Source organism: Polaromonas sp., assembly GCF_029945685.1.
Taxonomy (GTDB): Bacteria; Pseudomonadota; Gammaproteobacteria; order Burkholderiales; family Burkholderiaceae_C; genus Polaromonas.
Genome location: NZ_JAQSDA010000026.1, coordinates 50,355 through 67,293 on the forward strand (window position 1 = coordinate 50,355; position 16,939 = coordinate 67,293).

16 protein-coding genes are annotated in these 16,939 nt (G+C 60.9%); all 16 read left to right on the forward strand.

The window, feature by feature from the left end:
* Positions 1 to 251 precede the first annotated feature (251 nt).
* The 16 genes from PSV26_RS18280 to PSV26_RS18355 all read left to right on the forward strand — a co-directional run bounded on the left by PSV26_RS18280 (position 252) and on the right by PSV26_RS18355 (position 16,925).
* Positions 252 to 1,454, forward strand: a complete 1,203-nt coding sequence (locus tag PSV26_RS18280) for an EAL and HDOD domain-containing protein (protein WP_300572804.1) — start codon at positions 252 to 254, stop codon at positions 1,452 to 1,454.
* Position 1,455: 1 nt separating this feature from the next.
* The gene (locus tag PSV26_RS18285; RefSeq protein WP_300572807.1) at positions 1,456 to 2,943 is read left to right on the forward strand and encodes an EAL and HDOD domain-containing protein; all 1,488 of its coding nucleotides are present in this window, start codon (positions 1,456 to 1,458) and stop codon (positions 2,941 to 2,943) included.
* Between the two features lie 258 nt (positions 2,944 to 3,201).
* Positions 3,202 to 4,398 (forward strand): EAL and HDOD domain-containing protein, encoded by a 1,197-nt coding sequence (locus PSV26_RS18290; protein ID WP_300572809.1) that lies wholly within the window; start codon positions 3,202 to 3,204, stop codon positions 4,396 to 4,398.
* Positions 4,399 to 4,597: 199 nt separating this feature from the next.
* Positions 4,598 to 5,467: a CheR family methyltransferase gene (locus PSV26_RS18295; protein WP_300572854.1), complete on the forward strand. Its 870-nt coding sequence runs from the start codon at positions 4,598 to 4,600 to the stop codon at positions 5,465 to 5,467.
* Entirely contained in the window at positions 5,464 to 6,123 is a 660-nt protein-coding gene (gene cheD / locus PSV26_RS18300; RefSeq protein ID WP_300512391.1) for a chemoreceptor glutamine deamidase CheD, read from the forward strand. Before PSV26_RS18295 ends, cheD begins: the two co-directional genes overlap by 4 nt.
* A complete protein-coding gene (locus PSV26_RS18305; RefSeq protein WP_300572811.1) occupies positions 6,120 to 7,205 on the forward strand; it encodes a chemotaxis response regulator protein-glutamate methylesterase in 1,086 nt (361 codons plus the stop codon). Before cheD ends, PSV26_RS18305 begins: the two co-directional genes overlap by 4 nt.
* A 78-nt stretch (positions 7,206 to 7,283) precedes the next feature.
* Entirely contained in the window at positions 7,284 to 7,682 is a 399-nt protein-coding gene (cheY, locus tag PSV26_RS18310) for a chemotaxis response regulator CheY (RefSeq protein ID WP_300512389.1), read from the forward strand.
* A gap of 1 nt (position 7,683) precedes the next feature.
* Positions 7,684 to 8,325: a protein phosphatase CheZ gene (gene cheZ / locus PSV26_RS18315; RefSeq protein ID WP_300512388.1), complete on the forward strand. Its 642-nt coding sequence runs from the start codon at positions 7,684 to 7,686 to the stop codon at positions 8,323 to 8,325.
* A 130-nt stretch (positions 8,326 to 8,455) separates the two neighbouring features.
* On the forward strand, positions 8,456 to 9,598 hold the full coding sequence (gene flhB / locus PSV26_RS18320) for a flagellar biosynthesis protein FlhB (RefSeq protein WP_300512387.1): 1,143 nt from the start codon (positions 8,456 to 8,458) through the stop codon (positions 9,596 to 9,598).
* A complete protein-coding gene (flhA, locus tag PSV26_RS18325; protein WP_300572814.1) occupies positions 9,595 to 11,685 on the forward strand; it encodes a flagellar biosynthesis protein FlhA in 2,091 nt (696 codons plus the stop codon). The genes flhB and flhA overlap by 4 nt, the downstream gene beginning before the upstream one ends.
* Positions 11,682 to 14,081, forward strand: a complete 2,400-nt coding sequence (gene flhF / locus PSV26_RS18330) for a flagellar biosynthesis protein FlhF (RefSeq protein WP_300572817.1) — start codon at positions 11,682 to 11,684, stop codon at positions 14,079 to 14,081. The genes flhA and flhF overlap by 4 nt, the downstream gene beginning before the upstream one ends.
* Before the next feature lie 10 nt (positions 14,082 to 14,091).
* Complete coding sequence (locus PSV26_RS18335) at positions 14,092 to 14,790, forward strand: MinD/ParA family protein (protein ID WP_300512383.1); 699 nt, start codon at positions 14,092 to 14,094, stop codon at positions 14,788 to 14,790.
* 55 nt (positions 14,791 to 14,845) lie between these two features.
* Positions 14,846 to 15,598, forward strand: coding sequence for an RNA polymerase sigma factor FliA (locus PSV26_RS18340; RefSeq protein ID WP_300572820.1), 753 nt, complete (start codon positions 14,846 to 14,848; stop codon positions 15,596 to 15,598).
* An 85-nt stretch (positions 15,599 to 15,683) separates the two neighbouring features.
* Positions 15,684 to 16,049, forward strand: coding sequence for a PAS domain-containing protein (locus PSV26_RS18345; RefSeq protein WP_300572823.1), 366 nt, complete (start codon positions 15,684 to 15,686; stop codon positions 16,047 to 16,049).
* A 60-nt stretch (positions 16,050 to 16,109) separates the two neighbouring features.
* Positions 16,110 to 16,298, forward strand: a complete 189-nt coding sequence (locus PSV26_RS18350) for a hypothetical protein (protein WP_300572857.1) — start codon at positions 16,110 to 16,112, stop codon at positions 16,296 to 16,298.
* Positions 16,299 to 16,391: 93 nt separating this feature from the next.
* Positions 16,392 to 16,925 (forward strand): chemotaxis protein CheW, encoded by a 534-nt coding sequence (locus tag PSV26_RS18355; RefSeq protein ID WP_300572826.1) that lies wholly within the window; start codon positions 16,392 to 16,394, stop codon positions 16,923 to 16,925.
* The last annotated feature ends 14 nt before the right edge of the window (positions 16,926 to 16,939 follow it).

Genomic DNA, 16,939 nt, shown 5'->3' on the forward strand with positions numbered 1-16,939 from the left:
TTCAGGTGGATGAAGCGGTTGGGGCGGGGCTCCGGCTCAGGGCAGGCAGCGCCCCCTTTCCGCCGTCGTGAACTCCTATTTCGTCGACGCGCGGCATTTCGGTTTTACATACGGAAAACAGAAGGAGAATTCCGGTCTTTCTTGGGTGATCGAATTCATGCCCCAGGCTTATAGTTCCGGCTGGAAAGCCCGCTGTCTGCGCGATTGGTCAAAGACGGGGATAACTTCTTCTCACCACCTGGCGCCAGAGATTGTCACGCGAAAATAGCTTTCTTTTCCGAGTACCGCTGCTGGACGCGAAGCAACACGTCATTGGCTACCGGCTGGCCTTCCAGGGCGACGGAGCTGCGAGCGAAACCTCTGGTGGAGCTGGCGCGGACCTGCTCCTGACCCTTGTGGCCGGGCGTTCCGGCGAAAACAGGTCGGGCCTGTATTTCATGGAGACGGGTCCCGCCGGGCTGTCCGATGAGCTGGTGCAAACCCTGTCCCCTCCTACCGCGGTGCTGGTCCTCAAGCCGGACGACCTGCTCGCTGAAAACCACCTTGCTCTGGCGTCGTCCTTTAGGGAGAAGGGTGGGGTCCTGGCGTTGCGCGATGCCAGCCCCGACCTGTTGAAGGCAAACGGACCGCTGCTTCCTCACCTGAGCTACATTTTTCTCCCCCATGGCCATCCGGACCTTGGCGAGATTGCCGATTGGTCCCGCCGCAGGCAGCCGGACATGGCCCTGATCGTGGACGCCATCCCGGGCTGGCGGGAGTTTGAAGCCTGCACGGGTTCGGGCATTCACGGTGTCTTCCAGAATTTATGTGCTGCTCGCCGCGAGACGAGTTCGCCGGGGAAACTGGGGCCCCAGGCGCAACAGATTTTGCAACTGATGCACATGGTTCAGGGGGATGCCGATATTCGCCACCTGGAAAAAGTCCTCAAGAGCGACGTTGCCCTTTCCTATAAATTGCTGCGCTATATCAATTCTGCGGGTTTCGGCCTGGAATTTGAAATAGACTCGCCGCGACATGCCGTCGCCATGCTCGGTTATGCGCCCATGTTCCGCTGGCTTTTGCTCTTGCTGGTGCGGACCAATACCGTGGCATTTTCTCCCGCGCTGATGCAGGCCGCCATGGTTCGTGGACGGTTCGCAGAACTGCTGGGCCAGGGCTTTCTCTCCAGGAGAGAAGCGGAAAACCTGTTTGTGGTTGGCATGTTCTCGTTTCTCGACCATCTGCTGGGAATTCCGGTACAGGAAGTACTCAAGCAACTGACCTTGCCCGAAACAGTGTCACAGGCCTTGCTCTCGCGCGAAGGCGTCTACGGGCCGGTTCTGGCACTGGTCGAGGCATGTGAACAGGTGGATGGGCGGGCTGCCCATCTGGCGCAAGCCCTCTCCATGACGGCGGCCCACGTGAACGAGGCGCATTTGTCGGCGCTTGCCTGGGCGCAGAACATCAAGCTTTAACTTGCCCGGTCGACATACACTCCGGGCACCGTCCCGCCGCCCATCACCCGCAATACTCCTCGCCGCCCCGACAAAGTCCAGCATCTGGCCACGAGAAGCGGCGTTACCGCAGCGGGCATGGATTGGGCAAGGGTCTGAGGTTCCTTCTGCCCACGCGGTAAAACGAGGGGGCATTACCCGTCTTTTCTGGCAACCGATCGAGCCTCCCGCCGCCTACATTAAAAATAATGAAGAAGACCGTAATGAAACAGTGTCTGGCCTTTGTTGTGCCAGCGAGGCCTGGCGTCTGATGGCGGCCAACAGCTACCTTGTCCGAGCTCCCCTGCTTGACCCGAAGCAGCAGGTCATCGGGTACAAGTTCGCCTGGCAGAAAACTGGCGAAAGTGGCGACTTGGCCCGAGAGGCGGAGCAGCATCAGCTATTTTCCTTTGTTGCCGAGCATGTGGGCGATGCCAGGCTGGGCCTGCTCTTCCTTGACGCCCATTCCGCCGTGCTGTCTGCTGCGGCGCTGCAGATATTGCCGCCTGCAAGCACGGTGCTGGTGCTGAACCGTGCCGACCTGGTGGACGAGGACCATCTGGCGCCGGCTGCGGGGTTGCGCAGGCGTGGTTTTGGTCTGGCACTGCGCGATGCAGATCTCGCCTGGCTGGAGTCGGATGAGACGGTGGTACCGCTGATCACCCACGTGGAGCTGGGCGCGGATCACCCGGAGCTGGCCCCCATCAGCAAGCTCGCCAGAAGCAGGAAAATTCCGCTATCAGTGGTGGTCAACCGGTTTCCCGGATGGCGGGAGTTCGATGCCTGTGCCCTCATGGGCCTGAATGGGATTTTTGGGGATATCTGCCGGACACCGCGCCTGCCGAACCCCGCGGAAAAACCAAGCCCGCAAGCCGTGCTGATTTTGCAGCTCATGCAACTGGTGCAGGACAACGCCGACATTCGCCATCTGGAGAAAATCCTGAATCAGGATGGGTCGATTTCCGAAAAATTGCTCCATCACATGAATTCCGCCAGGTTCGGCCTCGACGGCCGGATCGAGTCGATGCGCCAGGCGGTGGCCATGCTGGGTTACAAGCCATTGTTCCGCTGGCTGTCGCTGTTGCTGGCCATCACCAGCAAATCCGGGTTTTCCCCCGCACTGTTGCAGGCCGCCATTATTCGCGGGCGCTTTATCGAACTGCTTGGTCAGGGGCTGCTTCACAGGAGTGAGGCGGACAACCTGTTTGTTGTCGGTACATTTTCCCTGCTGGACCAGTTGCTGGGTATTCCTGTCGACCAGGTATTCAGTCAGGTGGTGTTGCCGGAACCTGTCGCGCTGGCATTGCGATCCCGCGAAGGGGTGTACGGGCCGTTTCTTGCGCTGGCAGAGGCCTGTGAGCAAGACGACGGGGGGGCGGAGGCACTGGCCAGTGCGCTGTCCATGGACGCCCAGCGTGTCAACCAGGCGCATTTTGCTGCGATGGTCTGGGCGCAGAACATCAAGCTCTAGAACTCCTGCAAAAGAAGCTGATGTCGGGGACGCAGGTCATGGCGGCAGGAGCCTTGTCCGGAAAACCGCGCAAGGGCGGTGTCCGGATATTAGCGCCATGTCTGATTTTTCAATCAAAAAACAGAGGGATGATTTCCTGTCTTCTTTCAGGAGTCAAACCCGCTCGCTGTACTTACAGTTACTTCAGGAAAGACCCGCTATCGGCACTGCCGACCAAGCGCGGGCCTATCCTCGTCCTCCCAACTGGTCAGAAGCCTGATGTTTGAAACCAAATACCTTGTGCGCGCTCCCTTGCTTGATCCCCGGCAGAATGTGCTGGGCTACAAGCTCGGATGGCAGAAAAAAGAGAATGGCGCTGCCTTGTCCAGAGAGGCAGACCTGCGTCAGCTGCTGGCTTTTGTCGGTGAGCATGCCGCAGAGCGGCTGGGTTTGTTGTATGTGGAGGCTGTTCCCGGACTACTGACCGCCGACGCGCTAAAAAGCGTGTCTCCGGCGACAACAGTGCTGGTTCTCCAGCAGGACGCCCTGCTGGATAGCGGGCACATGACATTGGTCGTGTCACTGATCGAACAGGGTTATGCCGTCGCACTACAGGATGCGGATCTTGCCCGCCTGGCCGCGAGCCCGGCCCTGCTTTCCATTGTGACGCAGGTGGAGGTCGCGCACGATCACCCGGACCTGGCTGCGATAAGCAGGCTGTCTCAGATCAGCGCGTCGTCGTTCTCAGTGCTCGTGAGGAGGTTCCCGGGATGGCGGGAGTTCGACGCGTGCGCGTCACTGGGCTTGAACGGATTTTTCCCGAATCTCTGCATGGCGGCTCGCGAGTCAAATCCCCGCGGGGAGCTGGGGCCGCAAGCGGCACTGATTCTCAAGCTGATGAAGATGGTTCAGGATAATGCCGACGTACGCGAGCTGGAAAAGGTTCTCAAACACGACGCAACCATTTCATACAAGCTGTTTCGCTACATCAACTCAGCTGGTTTCGGTATCGAAGTCGAGATCGAATCGCTTCGGCTTGCGGTGGCCATGCTTGGTTACAGGCCACTGTTTCGCTGGCTTTCGCTGTTGCTGGCAGCAACCAGCAGCACCGGGTTTTCCCCGGCACTGATGCAGGCTGCGATTGTTCGGGGGCACTTTGCGGAATTGCTCGGACGGGGCGCACTCCCGAAAAGCGAGGCTGAGAACCTCTTTTTTGTCGGCATGTTTTCCCTTCTCGACCGGTTGCTGGGAATTCCTATGCAGGAGGTGATGAGCAGAATCCTCCTGCCCGAGCCCGTGGTGCAGGCCCTGCTTGCCCGTGAAGGCCCGTACGGACCGTTTCTTGCGCTGGTGGAAGCCTGCGAGCAGGAAGACGGATGCGCGGCACTTTACGCAGATGCCTTGTTCATGACGGCCGCGGACGTGAATCAGGCGCACGTCTCGGCATTGGCGTGGGCGCAGAACATCAAGCTTTAGAGCTCCAGGCCCGCCTGGCGTTCGCCGATCAGGGACTGCCATCCAGTTGCGAAGCTTCCCGGCAAACCAAAAAGAGCAGGCTCTTTGGAGCGCTTTTCCGTGTATCGGTACAGACGGGTGCTGGATACATTGAAGCATATGCCGTCGGCGCGATGCACCGGGGATTTACCGGGCGCGCCCGATGGGTCAAAAAGAAAACATGAATACAAACACGGATTTTGCTGCTTCTGCACCGGTCGGACCGGACTTCCTTCTGACGGACCAGGATTTTTCGCGAATACGCGAGCTGATCCATCAGCGAGCGGGAATAGCGCTGAGCGGGCAGAAACGGCAAATGGTCTACAGCCGCCTTGCGCGACGCTTGCGCGAGCTGCGGCTCAAGGAGTTCTCCACCTACCTTGGCTTCCTGGAAGCCAATCCGGACGGTGACGAGTGGCAGCTATTCACAAATGCGCTGACCACCAATCTCACGGCGTTCTTCCGTGAGGCACACCATTTTCCGGTGCTGGCAGAGCATGCCAAAAAATGCCCGCAGCCCCTGACGGTCTGGTGTTCGGCTGCGTCCACGGGGGAGGAGCCCTATTCGATCGCAATGACACTGATCGACGCGCTGGGCTCCCGGGCCGGCGCGGCCAGTGTTGTGGCCACCGATATTGACACCCAGGTCCTTGCCAAGGCGGCAACGGGTGTATTCACCGCCGAACAGGTCAGCAAGCTTCCGCCTACCTACCTCAAGCGGTTTTTCCTGAAAGGCACGGGCGCGCATGAGGGCAGGGTTCGCGTGCGGCCGGAAGTGGTGGCGATGGTGAAGTTCGAGCGGCTCAACCTGCTCGATCCAAAATGGGCTCTCAAGGACCCGTTTGATGCGATTTTTTGTCGCAATGTGATGATCTATTTCGACAAACCCACCCAGGGAAAAATCCTGGAGCGGTTTGCGCCCCTGATGAAGCCGCATGGCCTTCTGTTTGCCGGTCATTCAGAGAACTTTTCATTCGCCAGCCAGACTTTCCGCCTGCGCGGGCAGACGATTTATGAGCTGGTTGGCAACAGCACAAAGGCAGCGACATGAGTTCGGCGCACACGGAAACGGTCGCCACCCACCACTATTTCGATCGCGAGTTTGGCGTTTCAGCGGTGAAGTTGCTCCCCGGCGAGTACTTCGTCACGTCCTGCGACATGGTGCTGACAACCGTGTTGGGGTCGTGCGTGTCCGCTTGTGTGCGTGACAGCACAGCAGGCGTGGGCGGAATGAATCACTTCATGCTGCCGGAGGATACAGACCCAAAGTCCCGTGGCGCCGCCTCGGCCATGCGTTACGGCGCCTACGCCATGGAGATGCTCCTCAATGAGTTGTTCAAGGCCGGCGCAAGGCGTGAGCGGCTGGAGGCCAAGGTATTTGGCGGTGGAGCCGTTCTGGCGAACATGACCATGCTCAATATAGGCGAGCGTAACGCCGATTTTGTGCTTCGGTATCTCCAGATGGAGCAGGTCCGGATAGCGGCTCAGGATCTGCGGGGAAAGCTGCCGCGCCGTATCAACTATTTCCCGGCGACCGGAAAAGTCACCATGCGAAAGCTCAGTCAGCAGGAGGATGCTGTGCAGGTCAATCGCGGAGAACAGGCCCTGGTACAGGCCTTGTCAGGACGGCAGGGGCGCAACAAGGTGGAACTCTTTGGCGCGAACGTGGCACGCGACACGGTCAACAAGAATGCGTGGGCTCTGTGACCGTTCCTAAAATCAGGGTGTTGTGCGTTGACGACTCGGCACTGATCCGCAGTTTGATGACGGAAATCATCAACAGCCAGCCCGACATGGTGGTGGTGGCAACCGCGTCCGATCCACTGGTGGCCCGTGACCTGGTCAAGCTTCACAATCCCGACGTGATGACGCTGGATGTCGAGATGCCGCGCATGGACGGTCTCGAATTCCTCGAAAAACTGATGCGACTGCGGCCCATGCCGGTGGTAATGGTGTCCTCGCTGACCGAACGCGGCTCGGAAGCGGCGCTGCGCGCGCTGGAGCTGGGCGCCATCGATTTTGTCACCAAACCGCGCCTGGGCATCCGTGATGGTCTGCTGTCATACACCGACCTGATTGCGGGGAAGATCCGCATCGCTGCCACGGCCCGGCTGCTGCCGGCGAAGAGGATTGCAGCGCCCGGCGGGACGGAGACCATGGCAGAAGTTCTGCCGCTGCACAGCCCGCTTCTGAGCACGGAAAAACTCATCATCATTGGCGCATCAACCGGCGGAACTGAAGCGATCCGTGAGGTCCTGCAGCCACTGCCTCCGGACAGCCCGGGCATCTTGATCGCGCAGCACATGCCGGCAGGTTTTACAAACTCATTTGCGCAACGCCTCAACAGCCTGTGCCGTATCGCCGTGTCGGAAGCCGTTCAAGGCGAAAGAATTTTGCCCGGCCACGCTTACATCGCGCCAGGTGGCTTTCATCTTTCTCTCACGCGCAGCGGCGCCAACTATGTGGCGCAGGTCCATCAGGAGCCACCTGTGAACCGGCATCGCCCCTCGGTGGATGTGCTATTTGATTCGGCTGCAATACACGCCGGCAAGAATGCCATTGGCGTGATTCTGACCGGCATGGGGCGGGACGGTGCCGAAGGCCTGCTACGCATGCGGCAGGCCGGTGCCCATACGCTGGCGCAGGACGAGGCCAGTTGTGTGGTTTTCGGCATGCCGCGCGAGGCGATTGCCATCGGCGCTGTCAGTGAGGTCGCCCCGCTGCAGGAAATGAGTCAGCGCGTGATGACCTACCTGAGGTCACTCGGTGCGCGGAGCAATCGGGTTTAGGCAAAGTAAAAGAGCGCTTGGAAGGCACCCTGTGAGCCCGCCGTTAATGTGTGTTGATAGTCAAAATTTGGAGTTAACGTGATCGACAAAAATATCAAGATTCTGGTCGTGGACGATTTTCCGACCATGCGCAGGATTGTTCGCAACCTGCTCAAGGAGCTGGAGTTCGTCAACGTGGATGAGGCCGAAGACGGCGCGGTGGGCCTGGAAAAGGTCCGAAACGGCAACTACGGTTTTGTCGTCTCTGACTGGAACATGCCAAATATGGACGGCTTGGCCATGTTGCAGGCAATTCGCGCAGATCCCTCTTTCGCCAAGTTGCCTGTGCTGATGGTGACGGCGGAAGCAAAGAAGGAAAACATCATTGCAGCCGCCAAGGCGGGGGCCAACGGGTATGTGGTCAAGCCGTTTACAGCCATCACGCTGGAGGAAAAGATCACCAAGATTTTCGAAAAAATAGAAAAAGAAGGTGCTTGACATGCCTCACGACACAACTTCTCCGGCGGCCGTGGGCGATTCGACCGAACAGCTGGTCAATCGCATCGGGCATCTGACGCGCCAGATGCGCGAGGGGATGCGCGAGCTGGGCCTGGACAAGGGCATTGCCCGGGCAGCCGAAGCCATTCCCAATGCGCGTGACCGCCTGAACTATGTCGCCCAGATGACCGAACGTGCAGCGGAAAGGGCGCTCAACGCGATCGACGTGGCTCAGCCCATCCAGGACGGCCTGGCGAAGCAGGCCGCCGACCTGTCCCAGCGCTGGGACGTCTGGTTTGCCAGCCCACTGGAGCTCGACGATGCACGTGATCTGGTGAAAGACACGCGCAGTTACCTGGCAGACGTCCCGCAGCAGACCAGCGCGACCAACGCGCAACTGATGGAAATCATGATGGCCCAGGACTTCCAGGACCTGACCGGTCAGGTCATTAAGAAGATGATGGACGTGATCAAGGACATGGAGACCCAGCTGCTGCAACTACTGATTGACAACGCGCCCATCGAAAAGCGGCAAGAGGCTGGCCACGGCCTCCTCAACGGCCCCCAGATCAAGCTGGGAAACACCGACGCGGTGGACGATCAGGGTCAGGTCGATGACCTGCTTGCCAGTCTCGGCTTCTAGCCTGCACCTGAAGGCTGATTGCCGAAGGAACAGGCCTATCCCCGGCCTGTTTGCCTGATCGGTTCAGAGGGCTTTCACCAATAATCTTCGAGATGGGACGCCTTCCGGCGTCTGTCGTTCCGGAGCATTGATGGCGGAAGAAAGTGATCTCGAAAAAACCGAACCGGCTTCGCCCCGACGTCTGGAAAAGGCGCGCGAGGAGGGGCAGGTCGCCCGGTCGCGGGAGCTGGTGACCTTTGTCATGCTGACCACGGGCGTTGGCGCCCTTTGGACCCTGGGAGACATGATGGGCGGGCATTTCGATAGTGCGCTGCGCAATGGCCTGCAATTCGAACGTGCTTCGGCCTTTGACGCGTCACACATGATGGTGCAGGCAGGGTCGGCCGTCCTGCACGCGATGCAGGCGCTGATGCCGTTGCTTTTCATGATGCTGGTGGCAGCGCTGGTGGCGCCGATGATGCTCGGTGGCTGGCTGCTCTCGGGGAAATCACTGACACCCAATTTCTCCAAGTTGAACCCCGTGGCCGGCATCGGGCGCATGTTCTCGGCCGAGTCGCTGGCCGAACTGGTCAAGACCATCGTCAAGTCGTTGCTGGTTGGCGGCGTGGCCTGGTGGGTCATCTCGGGCAAGCTCGACGCCATCATGGCCCTGATGAACGAGCCGGCGCGTGCTGCGCTGCCGCACACCCTGCACCTGGTGGCTGGCAGCTGTGCCCTGATCATCGCTTCGCTGCTGCTGGTGGCGCTCATCGATGTGCCGTACCAGCTGTGGAGCCATGCGCGCAAGCTGCGCATGTCGCGCGAGGATTTGCGCCAGGAGCAGAAGGAAAGCGACGGGGATCCGCAGGTCAAGGCCCAGATCCGCAGGCAGCAGCAGCAAATGGCCAGGCGCCGCATGATGGCCGAGGTACCCAAGGCCGACATCATTGTCACCAATCCAACCCATTTTGCGGTTGCGCTGAAATACCACGACAAGGATATGCGCGCGCCGCGCGTGGTTGCCAAGGGGTCCGACCTGGTGGCCCTGCGTATCCGCGCCATGGCCGAAGAACACAAGGTGCCGGTTCTGGAGGCGCCGCCATTGACCCGGGCCCTGTTCCGTCACACCCAGCTGGGCGATGAAATCCCGGCTGCCCTGTATGCCGCCGTGGCCGAAGTGCTGGCCTGGGCCTACCAGTTGAACCGTGCCGGAACGGAAGGCGGCGCGTTGCCCCGCCCTCCGCGTGACCTGCCGGTCCCCGAATCACTCGATCCTCTTGGAAGTCCCGCATGACACTGGCCAGTTCATTGTTGCGTCTGCCCAGGCAGATGCTGGCCGGCAACCAGGGCAAGGGGCTGGTTGGCCCCATCCTGATCATTCTGATTCTCAGCATGATGGTGTTGCCGCTACCGCCGTTTCTGCTGGACCTGTTGTTCACCTTCAATATTGCACTGTCGATCATGGTGCTGCTGGTCAGCATGTACACCATGAAGGCGCTGGATTTCGCGGCTTTCCCGGCCGTGCTGCTGTTCACCACGCTGCTGCGGCTGTCGCTCAATGTCGCTTCCACCCGCGTGGTGCTGATGGAGGGCCACACCGGTCCGGATGCCGCGGGCAAGGTGATCGAGGCGTTCGGACATTTCCTGGTCGGCGGCAACTTTGCCGTGGGCGTCATGGTGTTCATCATTCTGGTCGTGATCAACTTCATGGTCATCACCAAGGGCGCCGGGCGGATCGCCGAGGTGGGCGCTCGTTTCACGCTCGATGCGATGCCGGGCAAGCAGATGGCGATCGACGCCGACCTCAATGCCGGCCTGATTGGCGAAGACGTGGCGCGCAAGCGCCGTGCCGAAGTGGCGCAGGAGGCCGACTTCTACGGTTCGATGGACGGCGCCAGCAAGTTCGTCCGCGGTGACGCCGTTGCAGGCCTTCTCATCCTGGTGATCAACATCATTGGTGGGCTGATTGTCGGCATGGCCCAGCACGGCCTCGGTTTTTCGGATGCCGCCACGACCTACACCCTGCTTGCCATCGGCGACGGCCTGGTCGCGCAGATCCCGGCCTTGGTCATTTCAACCGCAGCGGGTGTCATCGTCTCGCGCGTGACGACCGACGAAGACGTGGGCGGCCAGCTCACCGGCCAGCTGTTTGCCAATCCCCAGGTCCTGTTCCTGACGGCGGGCGTGATTGGCCTGATGGGCCTGATCCCCGGTATGCCGAATCTCGCTTTCCTGATCATTGCGGGCGGCCTGGTCTGGCTTGGCCGACGTGTCATGCACAGCGGCGGTAAGAACGCCGATACCGCGGTGGCGGTGCCTGCCCCGGTGGCAACCGCCGTGGAGTCGCAGGAGGCCACGTGGGACGATGTGGCGCTGGTGGATCCGCTCGGTCTCGAGGTGGGCTACCGCCTGATTTCCCTGGTGGACAAAACCCAGAACGGCGAGTTGCTGGGCCGCATCAAAAGCATACGTAAAAAATTCGCGCAGGACATTGGCTTCCTGGTGCCCGTGGTTCACATCCGCGACAACCTTGAAATCAAGCCGAACGCATATGTGGTCAAACTCAAGGGCGTACAGATCGGCCAGGGCGAGGCCTCCCCCGGGCAGTGGATGGCCATCAACCCAGGGCAGGTCAGTGCCACGCTTCCCGGGACCCAGACCCGGGACCCGGCCTTCGGCCTGCCGGCAATCTGGATCGACAGCAGCCTGCGCGAGCAGGCCCAGATTTACGGCTATACGGTGGTGGATGCCAGCACGGTCGTCGCCACCCACCTCAATCACCTGATTCACGCGCATGCCGCGGAGCTGCTGGGGCGGCAGGAAGTCCAGCAACTGCTTGATCGCATCGGGAAAGAGTCACCCATGCTCATTCAGGATCTGGTTCCCAAAACCCTGACGCTCACGACGCTGCAGAAAGTGCTCCAGAACCTGCTCGACGAGAGCGTGCCCATCCGCGACATGCGCACCATTCTTGATGTGCTCGCTGAGCACGCACCGACGGTCACAGACACCACGGAGCTGACGTCGCTGATCCGGCTGGCACTGGGTCGCGCGATTGTGCAGCAGATTTTTCCGGGCAACGAGGAACTGCAGGTGATAGGCCTCGACAGCTCGCTGGATCGTGTTTTGCTGCAGGCCCTGACCAACAGCAGTGGACTTGAACCAGGTCTGGCTGACAGCCTGCTGAGGGAAACCCAGCTGGCCATGGACCGCCAGTCACAGCTGGGCCTGGCACCCGTGCTGGTGGTCCAGCACCCGCTGCGTGTATTGCTGGCCCGTTTTTTGCGCCGTAGCCTGCCGCAGCTCAAGGTGCTTTCCCACGCTGAGATACCCGACACCCGCACCATCAAGGTGACGGCCACCATTGGAGGAAAAGCATGACTACCCATCTGCCACCCGGCACCTCGAACTACCGTTTTACCGCGCCATCCAGCCGTGAGGCACTGCGTCTGGTTCGCGAGACACTGGGGCCCGACGCCATGATCCTGTCCAACCGCGTGACGGCGGGCGGCGTTGAAGTGGTGGCGACCATGGATGGCCCTGTGGCCAGGGAGGTAGCCCCGACGGCGCCGCTACCGGTACCGCTGCCGCCTCCGGCCCCTCCCCAGCAGGCGGTAGCGCCGCTGCCGGCCGTGGACGACGGCAACAGCCTGCTGCGGGAAATCCACTCGATGCGCGGGATGATCGAGGAGCAGCTTGCCGGCATGGCCTGGAACGAGCATCAAAGGCGTGACCCGGTGCGCGGGCACCTGCTGCGCACACTGCTTGGCGCAGGTTTCAGTGCACGTCTGGCCAAGGACATTCTGGAAAATCTGCCTACAGGCCTGAGCCATGCCTGCGGCATGGACCATGCCAAGACGGAGCTGGCACGCCGCCTGCCCGTGCTCGAAAACGAAAATGCACTGATGGACGAGGGGGGCGTTTATGCCCTGATGGGCCCGACGGGCGTCGGCAAGACCACCACGACGGCCAAGCTGGCTGCACGTTGCGTCCTGCGTTTCGGTGCAGACAAGCTGGCGCTGGTGACCACCGACAGCTACCGGATCGGCGCTTATGAGCAACTGCGTATTTATGGCCAGATCCTCGGTGTATCGGTGCACGCGGTCAAGGACGCGGCCGACCTGGCGCATGTGCTGGCAGGCTTGCGCGACAAGCACATGGTGCTGATCGACACCGTGGGCATGAGTCAGCGTGACCGGGCCGTGTCCGACCAGATTGCCATGCTTTGCAGTGCCAGCCGGCCAGTCAAGCGCCTGCTGCTGCTTAATGCTTCCAGCCATGGCGATACGCTCAATGAGGTGGTCGAGGCCTATCGCCATGGCGCTAAGACGGCGAAGGCTTCCGATCTCGCGGGTTGCATTTTTACCAAGGTGGACGAGGCTACCCACCCTGGTGTGCTGGTGGACATGGCCATTCGTCACCAGCTGCCAGTGCACTACATCTCCAGCGGACAGAAGGTTCCCGAGCACCTGATGCTGGTGGATCGCCAGGCGTTGGTGGACAGCGTGTTCCAGGCCAAAAGCCGGAGCGCCTTGTTCGTGCCCGGTGAAGCAGATCTTGACGAGCGGCCTGCGCCGCTGGGCAACGAGGCCGAAGTGGCTGCGGCAGAGGCCGTCAACGACCGCTTGCGCGCGCAATGCCAGCAACTGATTCGGGCACTGACCCACAATGCCCAGGAACTGGCGTCCAATGCCAGCGCGTTTGCCAATGGCCAGATCGGTTTTGAGGAAACCCGCGCGATCTGGCGCAAGCTCTGCGACGCCAAGCTTGGGGAGGAAGCGCTTGCACAGACATTGCGTTCCCAGGCCCTGGCCGACATTCATGCCGGCTGCAGCGACTATGTCCTGGCGGTGACTGGCGATACCAGCCTCGCAGGCGAGGACGACGCAGAGCCCCGGGTGCTCACCAGCACCGTGCTGCTGTCGGATCGCACTGGTAGACCCTTCGCTGCACCGCAGCGGATTCTGGCCGGTCCCGTCCAGGCGGGGATGCCACTGCCGGGTGACTGGATCCGGAAATCCGGGAAATCGGTTGTCCATTTGCTGGCCCGTCTGCCTGCATCCGCGTTGATTGAGCAGTGGCGGTTCAGCGGAAATGAATGGGCGGCATCTGCAACCGCCGCCCTTCGCATCCTGGACACAGGAAATGGAACGCCAGGAACACTCGCCAAGCTGGCTGCAGGGCTCACCTTCAGTACGCCACAAGCGACGACATATCGCAGAAAACCCGCGTGGGTATCGGTGGCAGAAGCGCTGGTCATTGTCCGGCCTCTCGCCGGGAGCGACGCACCGGGCGCGCAGGGAGTGGTTTCCAGGTTGCGCTGTGTGGTGCGGCGCATTGTCGACGCAGACAGCGGCAAACCGCTGGCGCACAGCTACATGCTGGCCAGTAACGGCATCCAGGCGACAGCACTACAAATGGTGCAGTGGCCTGGCTGGCGGACTTCGGCCGAGCCGTATTTCAAGCTGCTCAAGCAGGGCATTGTGCAACTCGCGAGCGATGTCCCGCCAGACGACGCATCCATGCGCAAGCAATGGCTGGTTGCGGGGCAGGCTTCAACCACGGTGTTCCGCCTGCAATATGCGCAGGACCCCTGGGCTGTCGCGGCACGCAATGTGCTGGCGCGGCTGGCCGGACGATCAGTGCGCCCGGGTCGACCGGTGCCGGGCCCGGTACTGCTGGAAGGCCTGGGCAAATTCTTTGTATTGCTCGACGCGCTGGAGTCCGACGGCACCGACCTCTCGCCCCAGCCCCGCAGGGTGACGGCGCAGGCATGAGGAATCCACAGTGAAGCACGTGATCGCCGATCAGGCAGATGGGCTGCGGCGCCTGATGGCTGGCAACATCGGGCGACTGGTGGCTGTGGTTGGCAGCGGGCCGGCCGTGGGCGCCACAAGCGTCACACTGAATCTGGCTGCAGCGCTGATGCAGCAGGGCAAGGATGTGTTGCTGCTCGATGAGCGCAGCGCCGTGGATTCAACCCCGGCCCTGCGCCAGGGACGGCTGGTGTTGATCGACACCGTCCTTGACAAGGATGGTGCACTCTCGCCGCTGGCCGCCCAGGCAGACCATGTTTTCGTGGTGTTGCAGCCCAATGTGGCGTCCATCACGGCAGCTTATGTATGTATCAAACGGCTTTGCCACGCGCATGCGCTGCAACGCTTGCGCGTGCTGGTCAACCATGCGACCGGTGCGGCAGAGGCGCAGCGCATTTTGTCGAACCTCGCGTTGACGGGGAGCCGCTATCTTGCCGTGGCGCTGGAGCCCGCCGGGTGTGTAAGGGCAGACCCGCGTCTGCCCCAGGCGCAGCGACTGAACCTGACCGTCGTTGAAGCATTTCCGACGAGTCCTTCAGCGACGGATTTTTGCCAGATCGCATCTGATTTTCTGGATTGGTCCCATCCGCCACGGGGTGGCCAGGCGCCATGGCTGGCTCGGGCTCCGGTGGTCATGCAGGGCGAAAGTCCCATGCTGGAGGTGCATTGATGCAGCTGCCGAATTCCGAGTTTCACGAGTGTTAAAAATGCAGGAGGGTTCCTCGATGTACACATCCCAGGGAAAAATCGACAAGTCCGGCCCGTCTGACTTGCTGATGCAATACGCGCCGCTGGTACGGCGTCTGGCGCTGCAGCTGATCGCCAAGCTGCCGGCCAGCGTCGAACTGGACGACCTGATCCAGGTAGGCATGATGGGGCTGCTCGATGCCGGCAATCGCTACAAGGATGACCAGGGGGCGAAATTTGAAACCTATGCCAGTCAGCGCATCCGCGGCGCGATGCTCGATGAACTGCGTGCCAATGACTGGGTGTCGCGTGGTTTGCGGCAGTCCTCCCGCGGTGTTGCCAAGGCGGTCCAGGCCCAGGAGCAAAAACTGGGTCGACCGGCCACTGAAGGCGAGATCGCCCAGGAATTGGAGCTTTCGCTGGATGCCTACCAACACCTGCTGCAGGAGATCCAGGGTTGCCAGCTCGTCTATTACGACGACTTTGACCAGGGCGATCAGGAGAACAGTTTTCTGGACCGGCAGGCCCTTGGCGCTAGCCTGGCCGACGAACCCCTGACACAGCTGCTCAGAGGCGACTTTCGCCGCCAGTTGATTGAAGCCATCGAACTCATGCCCGAGCGAGAGCGCCTGTTGCTCAGTTTGTATTACGACGAAGAACTTAATCTGCGGGAAATTGGCGCTGTACTGGAAGTGACGCAGTCGCGGGTTTGCCAGCTCCACAGCCAAGCCATCAGTCGCCTGCGCGCCAGTCTCGGCGACTCGCTGGATGCCCTGAAGAACTCCCTTTAAGCAGGCGGCGAACGGTCTGCGAATAACGCGTCAATCATTCTGAATGCATGTCAGAGAACGGCCTGTCGTGCGCAACAATTTTCCCGTGACAACGACCGAATATGAACTTCCGGAGGGCGCCACGCTGGTTTCCAGGACGGATCTCAAGGGTCGCATTACCTATGCCAAACCAGCGTTTGTGGAGGCTAGCAATTTCACCAAAGAAGAGCTGATGGGAAGCGGGCATAACATCATGCGCCATCCCGACATGCCGGAAGAAGCGTTTGCTGATCTCGGGACGACACTGGGCAGGGGGCTCCCCTGGACTGGCCTCGTCAAAAGACGGCGCAAAAACGGCGATTTCTACTGGATGCTTGCCAATGCGGCGCCCGTTCAGATCGATCGCAGGACCCAGGGGTTCATGTCGGTGCGCGGCAAACCGGAACGAAGCCAGACCCTCAAAGCCGAGTAAATTTACCGGGAAATCAGGGAAGGCGCATCAGCACATTTGACCGTCCGGCAGGGCAGCGTGGTGCGGATTGACGATTCCGTCGGCAAGGTCGAAGAAGGCAGCAGCAAGGTGGCCGAGGCCGGCAAGACCATGGACGAGATCTTGGACAGCGTCAAACGCGTGACCAACAACAGGGAACCGTTCTCTAGAAACCATCCGGCAGCAATGATTTTCAATTTTTCCTCAAGTTTTCCGCTCTCTGGCCGTTAAACAGATGTAGAGACCTCAACGGCATTGCTTCCAGTTGCACAACGTGCGGGTGCCGGACCGGGTCTGTCCCCACCCACGTTTCAAGGAGCACTCATGCAAGCAAGCACCAGCCAGGCCGGAGTCACGGCCGTCCCAGCCACGCCGTCCGGAGGCCTGGCGGCCCAGCCACTGGAGTTTCTGGCGTTCACGCTGGGCCAGGAAGAGTACGGGGTGGACATCCAGAAGGTGCAGGAGCTGCGCGGCTATGACGCGGTCACGCGCATTGCCAATGCGCCCGAGCACACCAAGGGGGTGGTCAACCTGCGCGGGATCATCGTGCCCATCATCGACATGCGCATCAAGTTCAACCTGGGAACGCCCACCTACGACCAGTTCACGGTCGTGATCATCCTCAACATTGCCAGTCGCGTGATGGGCATGGTGGTTGACAGCGTGTCGGACGTGATCACGCTGAGCCCGGAGCAGGTCAAGCCGGCGCCGGAGATGGGGGCGGTGCTCGATGCCGACTACCTGATCGGGCTGGGCACGCTTGATGACCGCATGCTGATTCTGGTCGACCTGGAAAAGCTCATGACCAGCGAGGACATGGGACTTGTCGCGCAAGCCGCCAGCGCCGCAGAAAATTAATCAAAATTATTGGG

What these genes read in the sequence shown, in the direction of transcription:
- PSV26_RS18290 (WP_300572809.1), top strand. Translation starts at nt 3,202, where the DNA reads ATGTTTGAAACCAAATACCTTGTGCGCGCTCCCTTGCTTGATCCCCGG.
- PSV26_RS18295 (WP_300572854.1), top strand. Translation starts at nt 4,598, where the DNA reads ATGAATACAAACACGGATTTTGCTGCTTCTGCACCGGTCGGACCGGAC.
- cheD (WP_300512391.1), top strand. Translation starts at nt 5,464, where the DNA reads ATGAGTTCGGCGCACACGGAAACGGTCGCCACCCACCACTATTTCGAT.
- cheZ (WP_300512388.1), top strand. Translation starts at nt 7,684, where the DNA reads ATGCCTCACGACACAACTTCTCCGGCGGCCGTGGGCGATTCGACCGAA.
- flhB (WP_300512387.1), top strand. Translation starts at nt 8,456, where the DNA reads ATGGCGGAAGAAAGTGATCTCGAAAAAACCGAACCGGCTTCGCCCCGA.
- flhA (WP_300572814.1), top strand. Translation starts at nt 9,595, where the DNA reads ATGACACTGGCCAGTTCATTGTTGCGTCTGCCCAGGCAGATGCTGGCC.
- flhF (WP_300572817.1), top strand. Translation starts at nt 11,682, where the DNA reads ATGACTACCCATCTGCCACCCGGCACCTCGAACTACCGTTTTACCGCG.
- PSV26_RS18340 (WP_300572820.1), top strand. Translation starts at nt 14,846, where the DNA reads ATGTACACATCCCAGGGAAAAATCGACAAGTCCGGCCCGTCTGACTTG.
- PSV26_RS18355 (WP_300572826.1), top strand. Translation starts at nt 16,392, where the DNA reads ATGCAAGCAAGCACCAGCCAGGCCGGAGTCACGGCCGTCCCAGCCACG.